The 23,009-nt window shown below is 70.4% G+C and carries 16 protein-coding genes; 13 read left to right on the top strand and 3 right to left on the bottom strand.

Annotated elements, in window-relative coordinates; genetic code table 11:
• Positions 1-263: 263 nt before the first annotated feature.
• A complete protein-coding gene (locus ACTMVF_RS27650; RefSeq protein WP_441273801.1) occupies positions 264-1,652 on the bottom strand; it encodes a cation:dicarboxylate symporter family transporter in 1,389 nt (462 codons plus the stop codon).
• A gap of 307 nt (positions 1,653-1,959) precedes the next feature.
• On the opposite strand from ACTMVF_RS27650, the gene ACTMVF_RS27645 reads away from it, so the two are divergent.
• The 4 genes from ACTMVF_RS27645 to ACTMVF_RS27630 all read left to right on the top strand — a co-directional run bounded on the left by ACTMVF_RS27645 (position 1,960) and on the right by ACTMVF_RS27630 (position 6,763).
• Positions 1,960-3,213 (top strand): NAD(P)/FAD-dependent oxidoreductase, encoded by a 1,254-nt coding sequence (locus ACTMVF_RS27645; protein ID WP_441273800.1) that lies wholly within the window; start codon positions 1,960-1,962, stop codon positions 3,211-3,213.
• A 30-nt stretch (positions 3,214-3,243) separates the two neighbouring features.
• Entirely contained in the window at positions 3,244-4,140 is an 897-nt protein-coding gene (locus ACTMVF_RS27640; RefSeq protein WP_441273799.1) for an RNA polymerase sigma-70 factor, read from the top strand.
• A gap of 155 nt (positions 4,141-4,295) precedes the next feature.
• Positions 4,296-6,062: a sensor histidine kinase gene (locus ACTMVF_RS27635; RefSeq protein WP_441273798.1), complete on the top strand. Its 1,767-nt coding sequence runs from the start codon at positions 4,296-4,298 to the stop codon at positions 6,060-6,062.
• Positions 6,059-6,763, top strand: a complete 705-nt coding sequence (locus ACTMVF_RS27630; protein ID WP_441273797.1) for a response regulator — start codon at positions 6,059-6,061, stop codon at positions 6,761-6,763. The genes ACTMVF_RS27635 and ACTMVF_RS27630 overlap by 4 nt, the downstream gene beginning before the upstream one ends.
• A 2,142-nt stretch (positions 6,764-8,905) precedes the next feature.
• On the opposite strand, the gene ACTMVF_RS27625 is transcribed toward ACTMVF_RS27630, so the two are convergent.
• Complete coding sequence (locus ACTMVF_RS27625; protein WP_441273796.1) at positions 8,906-9,460, bottom strand: hypothetical protein; 555 nt, start codon at positions 9,458-9,460, stop codon at positions 8,906-8,908.
• 27 nt (positions 9,461-9,487) lie between these two features.
• Between ACTMVF_RS27625 and ACTMVF_RS27620 the strand changes: the two genes are divergently transcribed.
• The 6 genes from ACTMVF_RS27620 to ACTMVF_RS27595 all read left to right on the top strand — a co-directional run bounded on the left by ACTMVF_RS27620 (position 9,488) and on the right by ACTMVF_RS27595 (position 16,713).
• Positions 9,488-10,372, top strand: a complete 885-nt coding sequence (locus tag ACTMVF_RS27620) for a 5'-methylthioadenosine/S-adenosylhomocysteine nucleosidase family protein (RefSeq protein WP_441273795.1) — start codon at positions 9,488-9,490, stop codon at positions 10,370-10,372.
• A 163-nt stretch (positions 10,373-10,535) separates the two neighbouring features.
• Positions 10,536-12,431 carry a tetratricopeptide repeat protein gene (locus tag ACTMVF_RS27615; RefSeq protein ID WP_441273819.1) on the top strand — a complete coding sequence of 632 codons (1,896 nt, stop codon included), beginning with the start codon at positions 10,536-10,538 and terminating at the stop codon, positions 12,429-12,431.
• 70 nt (positions 12,432-12,501) lie between these two features.
• Positions 12,502-13,878, top strand: coding sequence for an extracellular solute-binding protein (locus ACTMVF_RS27610; protein ID WP_441273794.1), 1,377 nt, complete (start codon positions 12,502-12,504; stop codon positions 13,876-13,878).
• A gap of 10 nt (positions 13,879-13,888) precedes the next feature.
• A complete protein-coding gene (locus ACTMVF_RS27605; RefSeq protein ID WP_441273793.1) occupies positions 13,889-14,752 on the top strand; it encodes a carbohydrate ABC transporter permease in 864 nt (287 codons plus the stop codon).
• 5 nt (positions 14,753-14,757) lie between these two features.
• Positions 14,758-15,597 (top strand): carbohydrate ABC transporter permease, encoded by an 840-nt coding sequence (locus tag ACTMVF_RS27600; RefSeq protein WP_441273792.1) that lies wholly within the window; start codon positions 14,758-14,760, stop codon positions 15,595-15,597.
• A 378-nt stretch (positions 15,598-15,975) separates the two neighbouring features.
• Complete coding sequence (locus ACTMVF_RS27595) at positions 15,976-16,713, top strand: XRE family transcriptional regulator (protein WP_441273791.1); 738 nt, start codon at positions 15,976-15,978, stop codon at positions 16,711-16,713.
• A gap of 46 nt (positions 16,714-16,759) precedes the next feature.
• On the opposite strand, the gene ACTMVF_RS27590 is transcribed toward ACTMVF_RS27595, so the two are convergent.
• Entirely contained in the window at positions 16,760-17,785 is a 1,026-nt protein-coding gene (locus ACTMVF_RS27590; RefSeq protein WP_441273790.1) for an ATP-dependent 6-phosphofructokinase, read from the bottom strand.
• A gap of 248 nt (positions 17,786-18,033) precedes the next feature.
• On the opposite strand from ACTMVF_RS27590, the gene pta reads away from it, so the two are divergent.
• The 3 genes from pta (at position 18,034) to pyk (ending at position 22,873) form a co-directional block, all read left to right on the top strand.
• Positions 18,034-20,148 (top strand): phosphate acetyltransferase, encoded by a 2,115-nt coding sequence (pta, locus tag ACTMVF_RS27585; RefSeq protein WP_441273789.1) that lies wholly within the window; start codon positions 18,034-18,036, stop codon positions 20,146-20,148.
• Positions 20,145-21,356: an acetate kinase gene (locus tag ACTMVF_RS27580; protein WP_441273788.1), complete on the top strand. Its 1,212-nt coding sequence runs from the start codon at positions 20,145-20,147 to the stop codon at positions 21,354-21,356. Before pta ends, ACTMVF_RS27580 begins: the two co-directional genes overlap by 4 nt.
• An 86-nt stretch (positions 21,357-21,442) precedes the next feature.
• Positions 21,443-22,873, top strand: a complete 1,431-nt coding sequence (gene pyk / locus ACTMVF_RS27575; protein WP_301996798.1) for a pyruvate kinase — start codon at positions 21,443-21,445, stop codon at positions 22,871-22,873.
• The last annotated feature ends 136 nt before the right edge of the window (positions 22,874-23,009 follow it).

Genomic DNA, 23,009 nt, shown 5'->3' with positions numbered 1-23,009 from the left:
GCCCCGGGACCAGGCACGCAAGCTTCCGGTCATGCCCTCAGGCGCACGGCGGTTGCCGTGCGCCTGATGCGGGGCCGGGGTGGACAGACGCGGACCGGGCGGCTGGGAGACGGGGGAGCATCCCAGCCGCCCGGAGTGCGACGGCCGGACGCCCGGCCCCGGTTCAGGAGGGGCCGGACGTCCGGAGTGAGGAGGGGCGGGAGGTGCCGAGGGGTGTCGGGGCGGTGAGCCCCGAGTCGTCCGCGGCTCGCCCGGCGTCGCGCCTACGCCTTGGCGAGTTCCTTCTCGTCGCCCTGTTCCGACGGCTCGGCAGCCGGGGCGCCGTGGCCGTCGTCCTGGAGGGTCGCCTCGTCGAACGGGAGCTGACCGGCGAGCACCTGGTCGACGCGCCCGCGGTCGATCTCCTTGGTCCAGGTGCCGATCAGGACGGTGGCGACGGCGTTGCCCGCGAAGTTCGTCAGGGCACGGGCCTCACTCATGAAGCGGTCGATACCGACGATGAGGCCGATGCCGTCCACCAGGGCGGGCTTGTGCGACTGGAGGCCACCGGCCAGCGTGGCCAGACCCGCACCGGTGACACCGGCGGCGCCCTTGGAGGCGACCAGCAGGAAGAGCAGCAGCGGGATCTGCTCGCCGATGGACATCGGCGTACCCATGGCGTCGGCGATGAACAGGGACGCCATGGTCATGTAGATCATGGTGCCGTCGAGGTTGAAGGAGTAGCCGGTCGGGACGGTGATGCCGACCACCGGCTTGCTGACACCCAGGTGCTCCATCTTCGCGATGAGCCGCGGCAGCGCGGACTCGGAGGAGGAGGTGGACAGGATCAGCAGGAACTCGCGGCCCAGGTACTTGAAGAGCGTGAAGATGTTGAGACCGGCAACGATCCGCAGCAGCGCGCCGAGCACGAGGAAGACGAAGAGGAAACAGGTGACGTAGAAGCCGACCATCAGGATGGCGAGCTGCTTGAGCGCGTCGACGCCGGCGGACCCGGTGACGGCGGCGATGGCGCCGAAGGCACCGATGGGGGCGGCCCACATCACCATGGCCAGGATGCGGAAGACGAGCCGCTGGATGTGCTGCACGCCGCGCAGGATCGGCTCCCCGGCCGAGCCCATGGCCTGGAGCGCGAAACCGGCGAGCAGTGCGACGAGCAGGGTCTGCAGGACCGTTTCCGAGGTGAAGGCGGAGACCATCGTGGTCGGGATGAGGCTGAGCAGGAACTCGGTGGTGTCCTTGGCCTCCGCGTCGACCTGCTCGTGACCGGCGTTCTTGATGGCGTCGGTGATCTGCAGACCCGTGCCCGGCTCCAGGATGTTGCCGACGACGAGTCCGATGCCGAGGGCGACCAGCGACATCGCGAGGAAGTAGCCCATCGCGATACCGCCGACGGCACCGACCTTGGCGGCCTTCCGTACCGAGCCGATGCCGAGGACGATCGTGCAGAAGATGATCGGCGAGATCATCATCTTGATCAGGTTCACGAAGCCCGTTCCGATGGGCTTCAGCTCGACCGCGAAGTCGGGCGCGACCAGGCCCACGGTGATACCGAGGGCCACCGCGATGATCACCGCGATGTAGAGGTAGTGCGTGCGGTCCCGCTTGGCGACGGGTGCGGCAGGTGCCGTATCGGGGGATTTGGCGGCGGCCACGGCTGCCCTCCTTGACGTCTTCGTCGGTATCACCGGCGTGCGGCTCACGTCCGGGGTGGGGGTTCGCTGACGGGGAAGCGCGCCCCGGGGAGCGGGGGTCGTACTCCAGCGATGCGGTGACTATCCCTTGCCGTGTGAGGGCGGTCACCCTTCCGTTCATTGAGTTCACCGCGCATGCCCACGCGTCGCCGCATCGCGTCGGCCGCCACCGGCCGAGCCCTGCTGGAGTGATCTGGGTCACGTCCTGTCACAGCGATCGAGGCCCCGGTGTCTTGAGGTCGAACCCCCTGGAACCGGAGGAGGCACCGTGACCGAGAACAGCAACGTCATCGTGATCGGCGGCGGATACGCGGGCGTCATGGCGGCCAATCGCCTGACCCTGCGCGACGACGTGACCGTGACCCTGATCAACCCGCGCTCGACGTTCGTCCACCGGGTCCGTCTGCACCAGCTGGTGGGCGGGTCCGACGACGCGGTCGTCGACTACCGGGAGGTCCTGGCCGAGGACGTCCGGCTGGTGGTCGACAGCGTGACGCGGATCGACGCGGCCGAGCGCAGCGTGACGCTGTCGACCGGCGGCACGGTCGGCTACGACTACCTGGTCTACGCGGTGGGCAGCGGCAGCGCCGACCCGGGCGTGCCCGGAGCGGCCGAGTTCGCCTACCCCATCGCCGACCTGGAGGAGGCGCAGCGACTGCGGCCGGTTCTCGACGCCGCGTCCGCGAAGGCGCCGGTGACGGTCGTCGGAGCCGGTCCGACCGGTATCGAGACCGCCGCCGAGCTGGCGGAGGCCGGCCGCAGCGTGACCCTGGTCTGCGGTGGGGTGCTCGGCCCGTATCTGCATCCGCGGGGGCGGCGCTCGGTCGCCGGGCGGCTGGCCGCACTCGGGGTGACCGTGCTGGAGGGCGCCGACACGAAGGTGACGGCCGTGACCCGGGACGCCGTACGGCTCGATGGCGGCCGTACGGTGCCGAGCGAGGTGACCATCTGGACCGCCGGCTTCGGCGTGCCGGACCTGGCCGCGCGCAGCGGGCTGAGCACCGATGCCCTGGGCCGGCTGCTCACCGACGAGACGCTGACCAGCGTGGACGACCCGCACATCGTCGCGGCCGGCGACTCGGCGGCTCCGTCGGGCCTGCCGTTGCGGATGAGCTGCCAGGCCGCGATACCGCTGGGCGCGCGGGCCGCCGACACGCTGCTCAGCCGGATCGCGGGTGAGCAGCCCTCGCCCCTCAGCCAGTTCTTCGCCGGGCAGTGCATCAGCCTGGGCCGCGGCGCCGGCATCTTCCAGTTCGCCCACCGGAACGACCTCGCGCTGTGGTTCCACATCGACGGCCGCCCCGCCGCGAGGCTCAAGGAGTTCGTCTGCAAGGCCATCGTCAAGCATCTGTCCGACGAGTCGCGCAAGCCCGGCTCGTTCCGCCTGCACCGCGTCTCGGGGAGTGTCAGGCGTCAGGAACTGCTGCGGGCTGGGCACGGCGGGACCCGGGCAACGGCCGCGGGCGGGACCCCGGCCACAGCTGCGGGCGAGACTCCGGCCGCCGTCGAACGCGTGGCCTAGCCCGCGCACGAACAGGGGAGAGACCTGGGCATGAGTGATCACGCCACCGATCCGGCGACCGAGGCCTTCGTCGCCCACCGCAACCTGCTCTTCACCGTCGCCTACGAGATGCTCGGCTCGGCGGCCGACGCCGAGGACGTCCTGCAGGAGACCTGGCTGCGGTGGGTGGAGGTCGACCTGGGGCAGGTGCGCGACCAGCGCGCCTACCTGGTCCGGATCACGACCCGCCAGTCGCTCAACCGGCTGCGCACGATGACGCGCCGCAAGGAGGCGTACGTCGGCCCCTGGCTGCCCGAGCCGCTGCTCACCGCGCCGGACGTGGCCCAGGACGTCGAGCTGGCCGAGAGCGTGTCGATGGCGCTCATGCTCGTCCTGGAGACCCTCTCCCCCACGGAGCGCGCCGTCTTCGTGCTGCGCGAGGTCTTCGACGTCGACTACGACGAGATCGCGGCCGCCGTCGACAAGACCCCCGCGGCCGTCCGGCAGATCGCGCACCGCGCCCGCCGGCACGTCGACGCCCGCCGACCTCGCGCGTCGGTCTCCGCGAGCGCGACCCGGGCGGCCCTGGAGTCGTTTCAGCGCGCGCTCGCCACCGGGGACCTGCAGGGCTTCCTCGACGTGCTCGCCCCCGACGTGGTCCTGGTCAGCGACGGCGGCGGCGTCAAACAGGCCGCACCGCGGCCGGTGGTCGGCGCCGACAAGGTGGCCCGCTTCATCGTCGGCGGCACGGGCAAGCTCGACGCCACGCTCACCACCGGCCTCACCGTGGTCAACGGCAGCCCGGCACTCGTCCTGCGCCTGGACGGCGAGATCGACGGCGTCATGGCGATCCGCATGGAGGACGCCCGCATCACCGGCCTCTACTACGTCCGCAACCCCGAGAAGCTGACCCGCGTGGAGTCGGAGACCCCGCTCACGCTGCGATGACGAGGCATGCGGCGAGCATCACCCTGCGATGAACGCGGCGAGCACCGCCCGGCGAGCACCGCTGTTCACCGGGCGGTGCCGCCCCTCGTCCACAGGAGAAAGCAGTCGTCCACAGGGGGGAGCAGTCAAAATCGGCCATGGGGCAGACTGACGGCATGCGCATCTCCGTCCCGAGGCCCCGCAGCCTGGCCGGCCAGCTCTTCGCGATGCAGGCCGTGCTGATAGCGGTGCTCGTCGCCGGGTACGCGGTGTTCACCTACGTCAGCGACCGCGGCCAGGCCGAGGACGCGGCGCGCCGCCAGGCAATGGCGGTGGCCCAGTCGATAGCCGACGCCCCGTCCGTACGGGAGGCGATCCGCACCCCCGACCCGACGGCCGAACTCCAGCCGTACGCGCTGCGCGTCCAGCACCACACCGGCGTCGACTTCGTCACGATCATGAGCCCCCAGGGCATCCGCTGGACGCACCCCGACGAGAAGCAGATCGGCCAGCACTTCCGCGGCCACACCGAGGCCGCCCTGCGGGGTGAGCCGTTCACCGAGACGTACACCGGCACGCTGGGCCCGTCCGTCCGCGCGGTCGTGCCGATCTACGACGGTGGTACGACCCCGAAGGACATCGTCGGGCTGGTCAGCGCGGGCATCAGGGTCGAGGAGATCAGCAAGCGGGTGCAGGAACAGCTGACGGCCCTGCTCAGTGTGGCGGCGGGCGCGCTCGCGCTGGGCGCGATCGGCACGTACGTCGTCAACGCCCGCCTGCGCCGCCACACCCACGGCATGAACGCGGCCGAGCTGAGCCGGATGCACGACTACCACCAGGCCGCGCTGCACGCGGTGCGCGAGGGGCTGCTGATGCTGGACGGGCAGTACCGGGTGGCGCTGATCAACGACGGCGGGCGGGAGCTGCTCGGGGTGGGCGGCGATGTGGTGGGGCGGTCGGTCGCGGACCTCGGCCTGCCCGCCCCGCTGACCGGGGCCCTGCTGGCATCCGAGCCCAGGGTCGACGAGGTGCATCTGACGGCGCAGCGCGTCCTGGTGGTGAACACCTCCCCCGTGTCGGGCGGCGAGCGGCGCGGAACGGTCGTGACACTGCGGGACGTGACCGAACTCCAGTCCCTGATGGGCGAGTTGGACTCCGAGCGGGGCTTCACCCAGGCGCTGCGCTCCCAGGCGCACGAGGCGGCGAACCGCCTCCACACGGTCGTCTCACTGATCGAACTCGGACGCGCCGAGGAGGCGGTGGAGTTCGCGACCGCCGAGCTGGAGCTGGCACAGGCGCTGACGGACCAGGTCGTCGCGGCGGTCAGCGAGCCGGTGCTGGCGGCACTGCTGCTGGGGAAGACGGCGCAGGCCAACGAGCGGGGCGTCGAACTCGTCGTATCGCAGGACAGCCGACTGGACGACCACCTGCTGCCGCCCTCCCTGCCGGCCCGGGACCTGGTGACGATCCTCGGCAACCTGATCGACAACGCGGTGGACGCCGCGCAGGGGAGCGTGCGGGGGCGGGTGACGGTGACGGCGTACACGGAGGGTGCGGAGCTGGTGCTGCGGGTGTCGGACACGGGGGCCGGGGTGGACCCCGCGCACGCGGAGGCGGTGTTCGAGCGCGGCTTCTCGACGAAGCCGGCGGGGCCGGGCGGGCGGGGGCTGGGGCTGGCGCTGGTACGGCAGGCGGCACATCGGCACGACGGGACGCTGTCGGTGGCGGAGGCCGCCGGGGGTGGGGCGGAGTTCGAGGTGCGGTTGCCGTTGGGAGAGGGTGTGAGGCGCGAGCCCGGTGCCGGGGCCGCGTCGGGCGCCGGACTCGCGCCGGGTGCCGAAGCCACATCAGGCGGCGGGCCTTCGCGGCAGGCCGACCCGGTGCGGGGCGCCGACCCTGTGCGGGGCTCCGAGGGCGCGGCGGTTTCGAGAGGTGACGTATGACGGGGGCGGCCGAGCAGGCGATTCGCGTCCTGGTCGTGGAGGACGATCCGGTCGCGGCGGACGCGCATGTGATGTACGTCGGCCGGGTGCCGGGGTTCGTCGCGGTCGGCAAGGCGCACACGGGCGCGGAGGCGCGGCGTGCGCTGGAGCGGACGCCGGTGGACCTGCTCTTGCTGGACCTGCACCTGCCGGATGTGCACGGGCTGCAGCTGGCACGGTCGTTGCGGGCGGCCGGGCACCACGCGGACGTGATCGCGGTGACGTCGGCACGGGATCTGGCGGTGGTGCGCGAGGGGGTGTCGCTGGGGGTCGTGCAGTACGTACTGAAGCCCTTCACCTTCGCGACGCTGCGTGATCGGCTGGTGCGGTACGCCGAGTTCCACGCGGCCGTCGGGGAGGCGAGCGGACAGGACGAGGTGGACCGCGCCTTGGCGGCACTGCGGGCACCCGGCCCCGCAGCGCTGCCGAAAGGGCTGAGCGGGCCGACGCTGGAGCGGGTGACCGGTGTGGTGCGGGAGGCCGATGAGGGGCTCACGGCGGCGGGGGTCGCGGAGGCCGTGGGGATCTCCCGGATCACGGCTCGGCGCTACTTGGAGCACCTGGTGGAGGCGGGGAGGGCGGAGCGGAAGCCCGTTTACGGGCAGGTGGGCAGGCCGGAGTTGGTGTATCGGTGGGTTCGGGGGGCGGGGGCGGGGCGGTAGCCCTGAGGGCCCTGAGCTCGCTGAAAATCTCGTCGGCCCGGCCGCGGGCCCTGACCGCCCGGTCGGGGGCATCGGCTCGTTCGAAGGCCTCGGCGGCCCGGAGCAGGCTGAGGGCCATGCCGACCCGAGGCCTTGGGGTACGGGGATGCGCGGGTTGGCCGGCGGCATCGCGGGCGAAGGCGATGTTCTCGAGGGCCAGGCCGACCATGTACCAGTCCTCGGCCTCTTCGCACGCCTCGACCGCGTTACGGAAAGCCGCCTCGGCCTCCTCGGGCCGGCCCGCCTCGCACAGGGCAGCGCCGAGGTTGATCCAAGCCGAGCCTTCGCCATGGCGTTCTTGGGTGGCCCGGTACAGATCGCAGGCATGGGTCAACGCTTCGACCGCCACCTCCGCAAGGCCGGCCTTCAACGCGAGCTTGCCGAAGTGCTCCCACACGAAGGCCTGACCGTGCTGGTCTCCGATGGCGTGGTACAGGTCGTCGGCCTGGAGATACGCATCGATCGCGTCGTCCACCCGGCCGGCCTCCGACCATGCGAGACCGAGGTGATCCCACACACCGGCCTCACCCCTGCGGTTCCCGGCAGCCTGATACAGGGCACGGGCGCGCGTCAGGGCGTCGATCGCCTCTTCCACCCGCCCCGTCTCCCGCAGAGCGTTCCCGATGGAGTCCCAGGCGAGGGCCTCGTCGTGGTGACCCCCTGCGCGGTGAGCCACCTCCTGTGCGACGGTGGCCACGGTGAACAAGTCCTCGAAGTAACGTCGCCAGGACAGGTACCTCATCAGACATCGCCCGAGCCACCCCGCCGCCTCCGCGTGATACTCCTCCCGCCCCCACTGCACGGCCTCCAGCAGCCCCGCCCGCTCGGCGTCCAGCCACGCCAGCGCCTCGGCCCGGTCCTCGAACCTCTCCGGCACCGGATCCCCCGGCAGCCACCGCAGCCACTCGTCGGCCGCCCCGGCGGACCACAGGTAGTAGACCAGCACCAGCCCTCGCGCCATCTCCCCCTCGTCCCGCACGTCAGGGGCCGCGGCCAGCCCCGCCCCGAACACCCGGACCAGGTCGTGCAACCGCCACCACCCGCGTCGGCTGCCCCGCTCGACAAGATGCGCCCGGGCCAGGATCTTCAGGTCACGCGCGGTAGGAGTACCGCCCACGGCGAGCGTGTCGATGACCACAGGGCTCGCCTCGGGCCCCGGCGCGAGGGCGAGCAGCCGCAGCAGCCGGGCCGGCCCGGGCGGAAGCCGACGGTAGGACAGATCGAAGGCGGCACGGACGCTGCGCTCACCGTCGTCGAGGTGGTCGAGACGATCACGGGACTCGGCGAGTTCGCCCACGAGTTCCGCCACCGGCATGTCCCGGTCCTCGGCCAGCAGCGCGACCGCGATCTGCAGAGCCAGCGGCAGGTACCCACAGAGGGCGGCGAGCCGCTCGGCCGCGTCGGCGTCGTCCCGGATACGGCTGTCCTGCGGCTCGGCGATCCGCAGGGCGACGTCGAGAAGCTCCCCGGCGTCCTCGGGCGTCAACTGGTCCAGCGGCACGAGTCGCGCACCGAGTTGGGGCAGCCGGTCGCGGGATGTGATCAGCACGCGGTGCACGGCGCCGCCCGGGAGGAGGGGCCGTACCTGTTCGGGCGAGGAGGCGTTGTCGGCCAGGATCAGCACCGAGCCCCGTCGGCTCGCCCGCTCGGCGAGGAGCGACCGGTAGAGCACCGCGCGCTCGTCGGCCGTGCTGGGGATGTGCTCCGGCTGGACGCCCAGAGCCCGCAACAGGGACTGGAGCGCCTGGTCCGCCGTGACCGGTACGTCGTCGTACCCGTGCAGGTCCAGGAACAGCACCCCACCCGGAAACCACCCCTGCGCCCGGGCCGCGTAGGCCGCCTCCACGGCCAGCGCCGTCTTCCCCACGCCCCCGAGCCCGGAGACGGCGGTGACGAGCACGGGCTGCGGGGCGTCGGCCGCCGCCGTCGGGTCTAGGGCCTCCAGCAGCCGGGCCAGTTCCGCGTCCCGCCCGGTGAACCCCGCCGTTCTGGCAGGCAGGGAGTCCAGCGCGGTGGGCGCGGGAGCCGACTGGTGGTAGTCCGCCTTCCCGATGACGGTCCCTTGGAAGCAGCCGCCCCGGAAGTCGACGTGATCCCGGCCGCTCATCCCACGCCGTCTCCCGTCGACCTGAACGGCACCGCGTACAGAACGATGTACGCCCCCAAGCCCGCGACCGCGAGCGCCTCACCCACGGACAGGATCACGAGCCCCGTCGAGGTCCCGCCCCCCGCCCAGTACACGACGAGCGCGCTCAGCGGTACGACGCAGAAGGCGAGCAGGTCGACCACGAGCTGCACGGCCTTCCGCGACACCCTCCTGGCGTCCCCGCGATGGAAGTCCTCCCACCCGAAGGCGCCTTCCGCACCCGCGAGTCGAGCGAGCCGAGGCCCCAGCTCGCCCCGCACATACCTCCCGATCGCCGAGATCTTCTCGTCGTTCACCAGGTACGTCCATCCGAGCACGACACACACCGGCGGCAACGCCAGCAGCATCGACGTCTGCTTGGCCTGCGCCGCCGCGGCGATGACGGCGGCGACGACCGCGAGGGTGACGTAGAGGAGGTTGTCCCGGAACCCGATCCGCGCCTTCTGCTCGTCCTTCACGCTCTGGTACTCGGCGAGCAGCAGCTGCCCCGCGGTGACGTCCTGATCCGGCACTCGATTCCCTTCCCCCGGCTGTACGTTATGAGTGTGCCGGAGACCCAGCCCACTGTTCTCGCTCTGACCGCACTCCCCCTCGAATACGCGGCCGTCCGCGCGCACGTCGAGAAGCGGCGGGAGCTCGTGCACCCTGACGGGACCCGAGTCGAGAAGGGCCAACTACCCGGCACGGACTGGCATGTTGCCATCGCCGAGCTGGGCATGGGCGCCGAACGGGCCGCAGCTCTCACCACACAGCTCATCAACTGGCTGCGTCCCGAGGCCGTGTTCTTCGTCGGTGTCGCCGGCAGCCTGAAGGACGACGTCGGGATCGGCGATGTCGTCGTGGGTACGCACGTGTACGAGATCCACGGCGGCAAGCAGACACCCGAGGGTTTCCTGGTCCGGCCGAAGGCCCTGCCGGGCTCGCACGCGCTCGAACAGGCGGCCCGTTCCGCCGTGCGGGACATGCCCGACGTACGGGCGCACTTCATGCCGATCGCCACGGGGGACGTGGTCCTGGCGGACGCCGAGTCCGAGATCGCCCGGTTCATCCGGAGCAGCTACAACGACGCGGGCGCGATCGAGATGGAGGGCTCCGGAGCGGCCCACGCGGCCCATCTGAACGGCCAGTTGCATGCCTTGGTGATCCGGGGCATCAGCGACCGCGCCGATGCCGGCAAGCGCGCTGCCGACGCCGCGGGTTCACAGGAGCTCGCCGCCAAGCAGGCGGCCGCGGTGACGGTGGCGGTGCTGCACAAGCACCGGCCCCGCACGGGCTCCGCCGGTTCCTCCGGTTCCTCCGACGCCGAGGAGGGTCCCCATCGACGCGGGGACGGCGGAGCGGCGTACGGCGGAGACCACATCGACTTCCGGGGCGGCACCTTCTACGGGCCTGTCATCGGCAAGCAGACCGGAGGGCGGCGGTAGGGGGACCGCCCATGGTCCGGTGCCGCGGGCGAGTACGACGCTGCCGCCTCAGCCACTGGGGTTCACGGGACGGTCGGCGGAACTCGACCGGCTGCTTGCCCAACTCGCCCCCCGTTCAGGTGATTCGGCCGCGCCTCCGGTACTCATCTTCGCCGTCACCGGGATGGGCGGGATCGGCAAGACCACGCTGGCGGTGGAGGCGGCGCATCGGGCTTGTGCGCAGGGGTGGTTTCCCGGCGGAACGCTGTTCGTGGATCTGCGGGGGTACGACGACAATCCGGTGACGGCGGATCAGGCGGTGCTGGCGCTGCTCGATGCGATGGGGGTGGAGGGCGCGGATCTGCCGCAGTCGGCTGCGCGTCAGTACGACGCATACCGCACGCTCCTCTCCGAGCGGGAGAACCGGGCGTTGCTGATCCTGGACAACGCCTCGGATGCGTCCCAGTTCCTGCCTCTTCTGCCTGGTACGGGCCACCACCGGGTACTGATCACCTCCCGGGATCGCCCGGACGCCCTCCCCGTACGTCTCATCGACCTTGAGACTCTCACTCCGGACGACTCGGTCGCCCTCGTGACCCGTGCCCTTCAGGGCGCCGACGAACGCGACGACCGCGCGACTCGGGAACCGCAGGCGTTGCGCGAACTGACCGCGCTGTGCGGCCACTTGCCGCTCGCCCTCCATATCGCCGCCGCCATGCTCCGTCGGCGTCGGCACCGTGGCATCGCCTCGCTGGTTGCCGAGATCACCGAGGCGGAGGACCCCACCGCTGTCCTGGACAGCGGCAGCCCAGGCACCGACCTGTACGGCCGCTCGCTCGCTCTCCGCCCTGTGCTGGAGACCTCATACCGCCGTCTGCCTCCCGAGCGGGCCCGGCTGCTGCGTCTGCTGGCCCTGGCCCCCGGCTCCGACGCGAGCACGGAGACCGTGGCGTCTCTGACCGCCCTGGACACGGATGTCGCCGTGCGGCTGCTGGAGGACTTGGCCTCCGCCGGTCTGGTGACGCCGGTGTCGGCGGGAGGGCATGTGCGGTGGCGGTTGCACGACCTGGTGCGAGCGTTCGCGGTCGGCATGGTGGCAAGGGATGCGGACTTGCGGGAGGAGGGGGAGGCGGCGCGGGAGCGGCTGCTGCACTTCTACTGGCTCTGGGCCTATGAGGCACATGCTCGGTTGAAGTGGCTGCCGGGGATGCCGGAGCCGCAGTTCACGGACCGGAGGAGTGCTCTGGCGTGGCTGGACCGGGAGCGCGCGGCGCTGGTCGCCGCCGTGCAGTGGGCGGGTGAGGAGCGGTACGGGCAGAACGCGGTGGAACTGGCAGCATGCCTGTCGGAGTACCTGCGCTGGCGACGCCACTTCGACGACGGGCTTACCGTCGCGCTTGCCGCCAGGGAGGCCGCCCACCGCGCCGTGGACCGGCTCCTCGAGGCCAGAGCGGAGGTCAGCCTCGGCAACGCCCTGCAAGAGGCGGGCCGGGCGGAGGAAGCGATCGACGCCCACACCCGCGCCCGCGACCTTTGCCAAAGCGTCGGGAACCGCCACGGCGAGGCCATCGCATGGCACAGCCTCGGCAACGCCCTGTGGGCGACGGGCCAGGCGGAGGAAGCGATCGACGCCCACACCCGCGCCCGCGACCTCTACCGAACCGTCGGGAACCGCCACGACGAGGCCCACGCGTGGAACAACCTCGGCAACGCCCTGCGGACGACGGGCCGGGCGGAGGAAGCGATCGACGCCCACACCCGCGCCCGCGACCTCTACCGAACCGTCGGGGACCGACACCGCGAGGGCACGGCATGGCACAACCTCGGCCTCGCCCTGTGGGAGACAGGCCAGGTGAAGGAGGCCATCGAGGCGTACGGCAAGGACCTGGACATCTGCCACGAGTTCGAGGACTGGTATGGGGCAGGCCAGACCTTCGAGAAGTTGGCCCTCGCCCACCGGAGCATCAACCGCGCCGCAGAATTCCGCGCCTGCCTGCTCCAAGCCGCCGACGCCTACACCCGAGCCGACGCCCCCGCCGAGGCCGCCCGCACCCAATCCGCCGCAGACACATTGACCTGACTAGACCACTCAACCTACGTTCACCAGGCAGCCATCCCCGCGCCACAACGAAGTGAGCCCGCAGGAGGTCATGCCCGTGCGCCCCACCGCCGCCCTCACCCCCCTCATCGCCCTGACCCTCACCGCCGCAGCCACTCTCACCGCCTGCGGCACCGGCTCCGGCAGCGACCCGGACACCGTCAAGGTCTCCTTCAAACAGTCCACGGACAACTCCATCAAGGTGATGGACACCTACCTCGCGGACATCAAGAAGCAGTTCGAGAAGGCGAACCCCGGCAAGAAGGTCGAGTTCGTCCCCATCAAGGCCCCGGACTCGGAGTACTACACCAAGCTCCAGCAGATGCTCCGCTCCCCCAAGACCGCCCCCGACCTGGTCTACGAGGACACCTTCCTCATCAACTCGGACATCACCAGCGGGTACTTGAAGCCACTCGACCCGTACCTCGCCAAGTGGCGGGACTGGGACCGGTTCATCGACACGGCCAAGGAGGCCGCCAAGGGCGAGGACGGCAAGACGTACGGCATCCCGGACGGCACCGACACCCGGGGCCTGTGGTTCAGCAAGGACATCTTCAAGAAGGCCGGCCTGCCCGCCGACTGGCAGCCGAAGACCTGGGACGACGTACTGGACGCCGCCCGCGCCATCAAGCGGAAAGTCCCCGACGTCATCCCCCTGAACGTCTACACGGGCAAACCCGTCGGCGAGGCCGCCACCATGCAGACCTTCGAGATGCTGCTGTACGGCACCAACGACGGCAAGTCGGACCCCCTGTACGACAGATCCGCGAAGAAGTGGGTCGCCGCCGGCCAGGGCTTCAAGGACGCCCTCACCTTCGTGGAGACCGTGTACAAGGAGAAACTCGGCCCGGACGTGTCCGACGCCCTCGACCCCAACGTCATGACCCGGGTCCGCGGCGAGTGGCTCCCGCAGGGCGAACTCGCCATCGCCCTCGACGGCTCCTGGCTCCCGCAGGACTGGCTCCCCGGCAGCGGCCACGAATGGCCCGAGTGGTCCGAGGAACTCGGCCTCGCCGCCATGCCCACCCAGAACGGCCAGGCACCCGGCAAGGTGAGCATGTCCGGCGGCTGGACCTGGTCCATCCCGGCCAAGGCGGGCAACCCCGACCTGGCCTTCGAGTTCATCAAGACGATGCAGACGAAGGCGAACGCCCAGAAGTGGTACATCGCCAACTCCGGCATCGCGGTACGCGAGGACGTGGCCGCCGACCCCGCGTACGTCGACGCCCAACCCGGCATCAAGTTCTTCACGGACCTCGTCGCCAGCACTCACTACCGCCCCGCCTACCCGGCGTATCCGAAGGTCTCCACCGCGGTCCAAGAGGCGATGGAGGGTGTGACGACGGGTGACATGTCCGTGGACGAGGCGGCGAAGGGCTACGACGAGGAGCTGAAGTCCGCGACGGACGACCAGGTGATCGAGAAATGACCGCCCGCCCATGAGGAACGCCCGCACCCTCACCCGCGCCCTCACCGTCACCCCCGCCGTCCTCCTCCTGCTCCTCTTCCTCGCCGGCCCCATCGCCTACTGCGCCTACATCGCCTTCACCGACCTCCAGCTCACCGGCCAGGCCGAGGACTCGTTCGTCGGCTTCGACAACTTCCGTACGGCGTTCGGGGACGAGGCGTTCCTCAACGCGGTCTGGCTGACCCTCGTCTTCACCGTGATCTCGGCCCTGCTCGGCCAGAACACCCTGGGCCTGGGCCTGGCCGTGCTGATGCAGCGCGCCTCGAAGCCCGTCCGCACGCTCACCGGCGGCATCGTCATCGCGGCGTGGGTCCTGCCGGAGGTCGTCGCCGGATTCCTCCTCTACGCCTTCTTCCGCCGCGAGGGCACCCTGAACGCCATCCTGGACTGGCTCCAACTCCCCACCCAGAACTGGCTGTTCACGCTCCCGATCCTCGCGGTGTCGTTCGCGAACGTATGGCGGGGTACGGCCTTCTCGATGCTGGTCTACTCGGCGGCCCTGGGCGAGATCCCCAAGGAGATCACCGAGGCGGCCGAGGTCGACGGCGCCGGCGGCTGGCGCCGTATGTGGCACATCACCCTCCCGATGATCCGCCGCTCCATCGGCACGAACCTCATGCTGATCACCCTCCAGACCCTGTCGGTCTTCGGCCTGATCTGGGTGATGACGAGGGGCGGCCCCGGCGGCAAGAGCCAGACCCTCCCGCTCTTCATGTACGAGGAGGCGTTCCAGAAGAGCATGATCGGCTACGGCACGGCGGTCGCCCTGCTGCTGTTGGTGGTGGGCTCGTTGTTCTCGGTGGTCTACCTGCGTCTGCTGCGAACGGAGGTCTGACACCGATGCCCCGCACTCTCTCCTCCCGACGCACCACCCACCGCCTGGCCGCCGACGCCGGCCTCCTGGCGGTGGCCGCGGCCTTCGTGCTCCCGCTCGCCTGGGTGCTCCTCTCCTCCCTGGACACGGACGCGGACCTCCGGGTGAAGCTTCCCGACGGCGTGACCCTGGACAACTTCGACGCGGTCCTGACGCCGGACATCACCTTCACCCCCCTGCTCAACAGCCTGCTCCTGTGCGGCGGGGGGACGGCCCTGACGGTGGTGTGCGCGGCGCTGGCGGCGTACCCCCTGTCGCGGTTCCGCTCGCGGCTCAACCGCCCGTTCCTCCTCACGATCCTCTTCGCGACGAGCCTGCCGATCACGGCGATCATGGTCCCGGTGTACGCCCTGTTCGTGCGGGTGAACCTGATCGACACCATGCAGGGCACGATCTTCTTCTTCGCCGCCTCTCAACTGCCGTTCGCCATCTGGCTGATGAAGAACTTCATGGACGGAGTACCGAGGGAGCTGGAGGAGGCGGCCTGGACGGACGGCGCTTCATCACTTCAGTCGCTGATCCGGGTCGTGCTGCCGCTGATGGGGCCGGGAGTGGCGGTGGTGACCGTGTTCTCGTTCGTGATGATGTGGGGCAATTTCTTCGTCCCCTTCATGCTGCTCCTCACCCCGGACCAGATGCCGGCCGCCGTGAGCATCAATGAGTTCTTCGGAAACCGGGGGACCGTGGTGTACGGGCAGCTGGCGGCGTTTTCGATCCTCTACTCGACGCCCGTGATCCTGCTTTATGTGCTGGTGGCGAGGCGGCTGGGTGTGGGGTTCGCGTTGGGTGGGGCGGTCAAGGGGTGACCCGACGTCGGGATTGAGCCGCCCCTCGCCCACCTCTCGGCGACGGATCAGCGCATCCGCCACGCCGTACGCCTGTTCCATATCCGCTCATGCGCCCCACAGCCGCAGCACCCCCTCCGCCGGCCACCAAGAGATCGACACCCGAAAGCGCCCGCGAATATGCCCCTTGGCCTTGCCGTTCACCGACGGTCGCCGCCCACCGACCTCGCCCCGTCCCATCCGGGGACCAGTCCCAAGGCCCGTCCCGACTACCCCGCCCGCCCCCCGAGACGATCTCGCCCGTCAACGAACCCGCCAGTAGCCGTAGTTTCCTACAATCCGTGATCCTGGCCGAACAGACCGTAGTCACCCCACTCCGCCCGGCCTACGTTGTGCCCCGTGCGCCGACCCCCAGCCCAACCGAACCAGCCCCCCAACCGCTCGAGCCGCCGGACCCCGCCCACTCCCCCGTTCAACGCCCCCGCCGCCCGCCGCCTGCGTGCCGGGCTCAACATGGGGCCCGAACATGTCGCCTACGGCATGCGGGCCTCCTACGGGCTCCCCTACGTCACCGAGGACCTCGTCGTCGCCTGGGAACGTGAGCTCGCCTCCCCGAACAGCAATGAGCTCACCGCCCTCGCGGGCGTGCTGTGGTGCTCGCCCAGTGAGCTGCTCGGCAAGCCGAGGACGCTGCGCGAGCATCGCATCGCCCGTGGACTGGCGCCGGAGGACGTGGCCCGTGCCGTCGGGCACGAGCTCGTCGCGTATCTCCGCATGGAGGAGAACGAGGACTGGCACGGCAACGACCGTCAGTCCGCCGCCCTCGCGGATGTCCTCGGGCTGACGCTCCCCGACTTCATCACCGTCACCGGCCGTGACGCGAAGCTCGGCGAGCTGCTGCGCAGTGCCGTGTCGACGCGCTGGCAGGCGTACGTACGGCCGGTGGGCAAGATGGTGCCCCTGGACCGGCGGCTCCTGGAGAACGCCCTCCAGCAGCTGCACCAGGACTACCAGGGGCAGATGACCGCCACGCTGAGCTGGGGCGGCGGCGGCAGCGACTCCAGCGCGGCCGGCCGCGAGTACCTGGAGCGGATCGTGGAGCGCTTCTGGGCGACGGTCGGGGGAGGCGCCGCATGAGGATCCGGCCCGGCATCCTCAGTTCAGACCGGCCTGGAAGACCGGTCTAGAACACCGACTCCGCCTCGTCCATCCGGTCCTTCGGCACCGTCTTCAGCTCGGTCACCGCCTCCGCCAGCGGCACCATCACGACGTCGGTCCCGCGCAGTGCGGTCATCCGGCCGAACTCGCCCCGGTGCGCGGCCTCCACCGCGTGCCAGCCGAAGCGGGTGGCGAGGACGCGGTCGTACGCCGTGGGCACGCCGCCGCGCTGGACATGGCCGAGGATGACCGGCTTGGCCTCCTTGCCGAGCCGGCGCTCCAGCTCGAACGCCAGCGCCGTACCGATGCCCTGGAAGCGCTCGTGGCCGAACTTGTCGATCTCGCCCTTGCCGTAGTCCATGGTGCCGTCGGCAGGGTGGGCGCCCTCGGCGACGCAGATCACCGCGAACTTCTTGCCGCGCGCGAAGCGCTCCTCGACCATCTTCACGAGGTCGGCCGGGTCGAACGGGCGCTCCGGGAGGCAGATGCCGTGCGCGCCCGCCGCCATGCCGGACTCCAGCGCGATCCAGCCCGCGTGGCGGCCCATGACCTCCACGACCATCACCCGCTGGTGGGACTCCGCCGTCGTCTTCAGTCGGTCCATGGCCTCGGTGGCGACACCGACCGCCGTGTCGAAGCCGAACGTCCGGTCCGTCGACGAGATGTCGTTGTCGATCGTCTTCGGGACGCCCACCACCGGCAGGCCCGCGTCCGACAGCATGCGCGCCGCCGTCAGGGTGCCCTCGCCGCCGATCGGGATCAGCGCGTCGATGCCGAAGTCCGCGACCATGTCCTCGGCCCGCTCGCAGGCCTCGCGCAGCCGGTCGCGCTCCAGCCGGGATGAGCCGAGGATGGTGCCGCCGCGGGCCAGGATGCCGCTCACGCTGTCCAGGTCGAGGGCACGATAGCGACCGTCCAGCAGGCCCGAGTAGCCGTCCTCGAAGCCGATGACCTCGTCGCCGTAGTTGTCGACCGCCCGGTGCACGACCGACCGGATCACGGCGTTCAGGCCGGGGCAGTCGCCGCCTGCGGTGAGAACTCCGATACGCATCGTGCTGTGTCTCCTGCTCGCTGTTGATATCGGTGAGCCAATCCGATTGTTTCACGTTCCCGAGGGCCCTGTCCGACCCTGGATCCTGACGGGCGCCTTATCCAGCGGCAAGGGTATTGTCAAGAGGGTTTCGCTCACCTCACTGGGCGATTTTGCGACCCTTGACGGGAACAGACCAAAGGCTCCGCCAAGCCGCCGACAGCCAACGGACGACAGTCAACAGACGACAGACGAAACGGAGAGCACGCGTGACGCGCAGCGTGTACGTGACCGGCATCGACCGCGGAGACGGCCGCCAGGTCGTCGAACTGGGGGTCATGGAGCTCCTGACCCGGCAGGTCGACCGGGTGGGGGTGTTCCGGCCGCTGGTGCACCACGCCCCCGACCGCCTGTTCGAGTTGTTGCGCGCCCGCTATCGGCTGTCCCAGGATCCGGCGACGGTCTACGGCATGGACTACCACGAGGCGTCCGCCCTCCAGGCCGAGCGCGGGACGGATGAGCTGGTGTCCACGCTCGTCGACCGGTTCCATCTCGTCGCCCGCGACTACGACGTCGTCCTCGTCCTCGGCACCGACTACGCCGACACCCAGCTCCCGGACGAGCTGTCCCTCAACGCCCGGCTCGCCAACGAGTTCGGCGCGTCCGTGATACCGGTCGTGGGCGGACGCAGGCAGACCGCCGAGTCCGTGCTGGCCGAGACGCGCAACGCCTACCGGGCGTACGAGGGCCTCGGCTGCGACGTGCTGGCCATGGTCACCAACCGGGTCGCCCGGGACGACCGGGACGAGATCGCCCAGCGGCTCCAGGCGCGGCTGCCCGTGCCCTGCTACGTCGTGCCGGACGAGCCCGCCCTGGCCGCGCCGACCGTCTCGCAGATCGCCCAGTCCCTGGACGCTAAGGTCCTGCTCGGCGACGACTCGGGGCTCGCCCGCGACGCCCTCGGCTTCGTGTTCGGCGGCGCGATGCTGCCGAACTTCCTGACCGCCCTGACCCCGGGCTGCCTGGTCGTCACGCCGGGCGACCGCGCCGATCTGGTCGTGGGCTCCCTGGCCGCGCACAGCGCCGGCACCCCGCCGATAGCCGGTGTGCTGCTCACCCTCGACGAGCGTCCCGGCGACGAGATCCTCACCCTCGCCGCCCGCCTCGCCCCCGGCACCCCGGTGCTCTCGGTGCCCGGCTACAGCTTCCCCACCGCCGAGCAACTCTTCTCCCTGGAGGGGAAGTTGAGCGCGGTCACCCCACGCAAGGCGGAGACCGCCCTCGGCCTGTTCGAGCGGTACGTCGAGACCGGTGACCTGCTGAAGCGGGTCTCGACGCCGAACAGCGACCGGGTCACGCCGATGATGTTCGAGCACAAGCTGCTGGAACAGGCCCGCTCGCACATGCGCCGCATCGTGCTGCCCGAGGGCACCGAGCCGCGCGTCCTGCACGCCGCCGAGGTCCTGCTGCGACGGAACGTCTGCGACCTCACCCTCCTGGGGCCGGTGGACCGGATCCGCAAGCAGGCCGCCGACCTCGGCATCGATTTGGGTGACTGCCAGCTGATCGACCCCGCGACCAGCGAGCTGCGCGACGCCTTCGCCGAGAAGTACGCGAGGCTGCGCGCCCACAAGGGGGTCACGGTGGAGCTGGCGTACGACGTCGTCTCCGACGTGAACTACTTCGGCACGCTGATGGTGCAGGAGGGCCTCGCGGACGGCATGGTCTCCGGCTCCGTCCACTCGACCGCCGCGACCATCCGGCCCGCCTTCGAGATCATCAAGACCAACCCGGACGCCGACATCGTCTCCTCGGTCTTCTTCATGTGCCTCGCCGACCGGGTCCTCGTCTACGGCGACTGCGCCGTGAACCCCGACCCGAACGCCGAGCAGCTGGCCGACATCGCCATCCAGTCGGCCGCCACCGCCCAGCGGTTCGGCGTGGAGCCGCGGATCGCGATGCTGTCGTACTCGACGGGTACGTCCGGTTCGGGCGCCGACGTCGACAAGGTGCGCGAGGCGACCGAGCTGGTGCGCCAGCGGCGGCCCGACCTGAAGACCGAGGGGCCCATCCAGTACGACGCCGCCGTGGAGCCGTCCGTCGCCGCGACCAAGCTGCCGGAATCCGAGGTCGCCGGGCAGGCAACGGTTCTGATCTTCCCGGACCTCAATACGGGCAACAACACCTACAAGGCGGTGCAGCGCTCGGCCGGCGCCATCGCCGTCGGACCGGTGCTGCAGGGTCTGCGCAAGCCGGTCAACGACCTGTCCCGGGGCGCCCTGGTCCAGGACATCGTCAACACCGTCGCCATCACGGCGATCCAGGCCCAGTCCCCCGCCCTGTCCCCCGCCCAGTCCCCCACCGAGAAGGCAACCGCCCAGTGAGCCCGTCCCGCGTCCTCGTCCTCAACTCCGGCTCCTCGTCGGTGAAGTACCAGCTGCTCGACATGCGCGACAGCAGTCGGCTGGCCGTCGGGCTCGTCGAGCGCATCGGCGAGGACTCCTCCCGGCTCAGGCACACCCCGCTGGCGAGCGGCGGCGAGACCCGTGAGTGGACCGGGGCGATGGCCGATCACGAGGCCGCCCTGAAGGCCGTGTCGGCGGAGCTCGCCAGGGACGGCCTCGGACTGGACTCGCCCGAGCTGGCCGCGATCGGGCACCGGGTGGTGCATGGCGGCAAGCACTTCACCGAGCCGACCGTCATCGACGACGCCGTGCTCGCCGAGATCGAGCGGCTGATCCCGGTCGCCCCGCTGCACAACCCGGCCAACCTCACCGGGATCCGCACGGCCCAGGCGCTGCGCCCGGACCTGCCGCAGGTCGCCGTCTTCGACACGGCGTTCCACACGACGATGCCGGAGTCGGCCGCCCGCTACGCGATCGACGTCGAGACCGCCGACCGGCACCGGATACGCCGGTACGGCTTCCACGGCACTTCGCACGCGTACGTCTCCCGGGCCACCGCGAAGCTGCTGGGCAAGGCGCCCGAGGACGTGAACGTCATCGTGCTGCACCTGGGCAACGGCGCGTCCGCGTCGGCCGTGCGGGGCGGTCGCTGCGTGGACACCTCCATGGGGCTGACGCCTTTGGAGGGGCTCGTGATGGGTACGCGCTCCGGTGACATGGATCCCGCCGTCATCTTCCATTTGGCGCGTGTTGGAGGAATGTCCATCGAGGAAATCGACACTCTTCTCAACAAGAAGAGCGGATTGATCGGCCTGTGCGGCAACAACGACATGCGGGAGATCCGCCGACGGATCGACGAAGGTGACGAGCGGGCGCAATTGGCCTTCGACATCTACATTCACCGGCTGAAGAAGTACATAGGCGCCTATTACGCGGTGCTCGGCACGGTGGACGCGATCGCGTTCACGGCCGGGGTCGGCGAGAACGCGGCGCCGGTGCGGGAGGCCGCTGTGGCGGGCCTGGAACAGCTGGGCCTCGTGGTGGACGCCGAACTGAACGCCGTACGCGGTGACGCGCCGCGGCTGATCTCGCCCGCGGGCGCGCGGGTGGCGGTCGCCGTGGTGCCCACGGATGAAGAACTGGAGATCGCGACGCAGACCTACGCACTGGTCGAAGAGAACGCCTGAGTAACACGGCTGAGCAAAGCGCAGCTCATTTGTATCTTCCGCCAGACGGAATATTCCGTAGCGAAACAAACCGATAGGATCGTCCCATGCGCCGTTCGAAAATCGTTTGTACTCTCGGCCCCGCGGTCGACTCCCATGAACAGCTCGTCGCCCTGATCGAGGCGGGCATGAATGTGGCCCGCTTCAACTTCAGCCACGGCACCCACGAAGACCACCAGGGGCGGTACGAGCGCCTGCGGGCCGCCGCCGAGGAGACCGGCCGGGCCATCGGTGTGCTCGCCGACCTCCAGGGTCCGAAGATCCGTCTGGAGACCTTCGCCGAGGGCCCGGTGGAGCTGGAGCGCGGTGACGAGTTCGTCATCACGACCGAGGACGTCCCGGGCGACAAGCAGATCTGCGGGACCACCTACAAGGGCCTGCCGGGCGACGTCACCAAGGGCGACCAGGTCCTCATCAACGACGGCAACGTCGAGCTGAAGGTCACCGAGGTCGACGGCCCCCGGGTGAAGACGATCGTCATCGAGGGCGGCGTCGTCTCCGACCACAAGGGCATCAACCTGCCGGGCGCGGCCGTGAACGTCCCGGCGCTGAGCGAGAAGGACGTCGAGGACCTCCGCTTCGCGCTGCGCATGGGCTGCGACCTGGTCGCCCTGTCCTTCGTGCGGGACGCCAACGACGTGCAGGACGTGCACAAGGTCATGGACGAGGTCGGCCGCCGCGTCCCGGTCATCGCCAAGGTGGAGAAGCCGCAGGCGGTCGCCAACATGGAGGACGTCGTGATGGCGTTCGACGGCGTGATGGTCGCGCGTGGCGACCTGGCCGTCGAGTACCCGCTCGAGAAGGTCCCGATGGTGCAGAAGCGGCTCATCGAGCTGTGCCGTCGCAACGCCAAGCCGGTGATCGTGGCGACCCAGATGATGGAGTCGATGATCACCAACTCCCGCCCGACCCGCGCCGAGGCCTCCGACGTGGCCAACGCGATCCTGGACGGCGCCGACGCGGTCATGCTGTCGGCGGAGTCCTCCGTCGGCGCCTACCCGATCGAGACCGTCAAGACGATGTCGAAGATCGTCACCGCGGCCGAGCAGGAGCTGCTGAGCAAGGGCCTGCAGCCCCTCGTCCCCGGCAAGAAGCCGCGCACGCAGGGCGGTTCGGTCGCCCGCGCGGCCTGCGAGATCGCCGACTTCCTCGGCGGCAAGGGCCTGGTCGCCTTCACCCAGTCCGGCGACACCGCCCGCCGGCTGTGCCGCTACCGCGCCGCCCAGCAGATCATCGCGTTCACCACGGACGAGTCGACCCGCAACCAGATGACGCTCAGCTGGGGCGTGGAGCCGCACGTCGTGCCGTTCGTCAACAGCACCGACGAGATGGTCGACCTGGTGGACCAGGAGATCGTCAAGATGGGCCTGTTCAACGAGGGCGACATCGTGGTCATCACCGCCGGTTCCCCGCCCGGCGTTCCCGGCACCACCAACATGGTCCGCGTCCACCACCTCGGCGGCGGCGCGCGGGACTGATCCCGAGAAGGGCCTGCGAGGCCCCGTACGGCGCCGAGGGCGCCCCCTGTGATCCAGGGGGCGCCCTCGGCGTTTTCGCGGCTCCCGAACAGGCTTGGGAGGCGTCCGCTCGAGACGCCCGGCTCGGTCGGCTCGG

The sequence above is a fragment of the Streptomyces sp. SD31 genome (genome assembly GCF_052068475.1).
Classification (GTDB): domain Bacteria; phylum Actinomycetota; class Actinomycetes; order Streptomycetales; family Streptomycetaceae; genus Streptomyces.
This window is presented reverse-complemented; position numbering and strand designations above follow the sequence as displayed.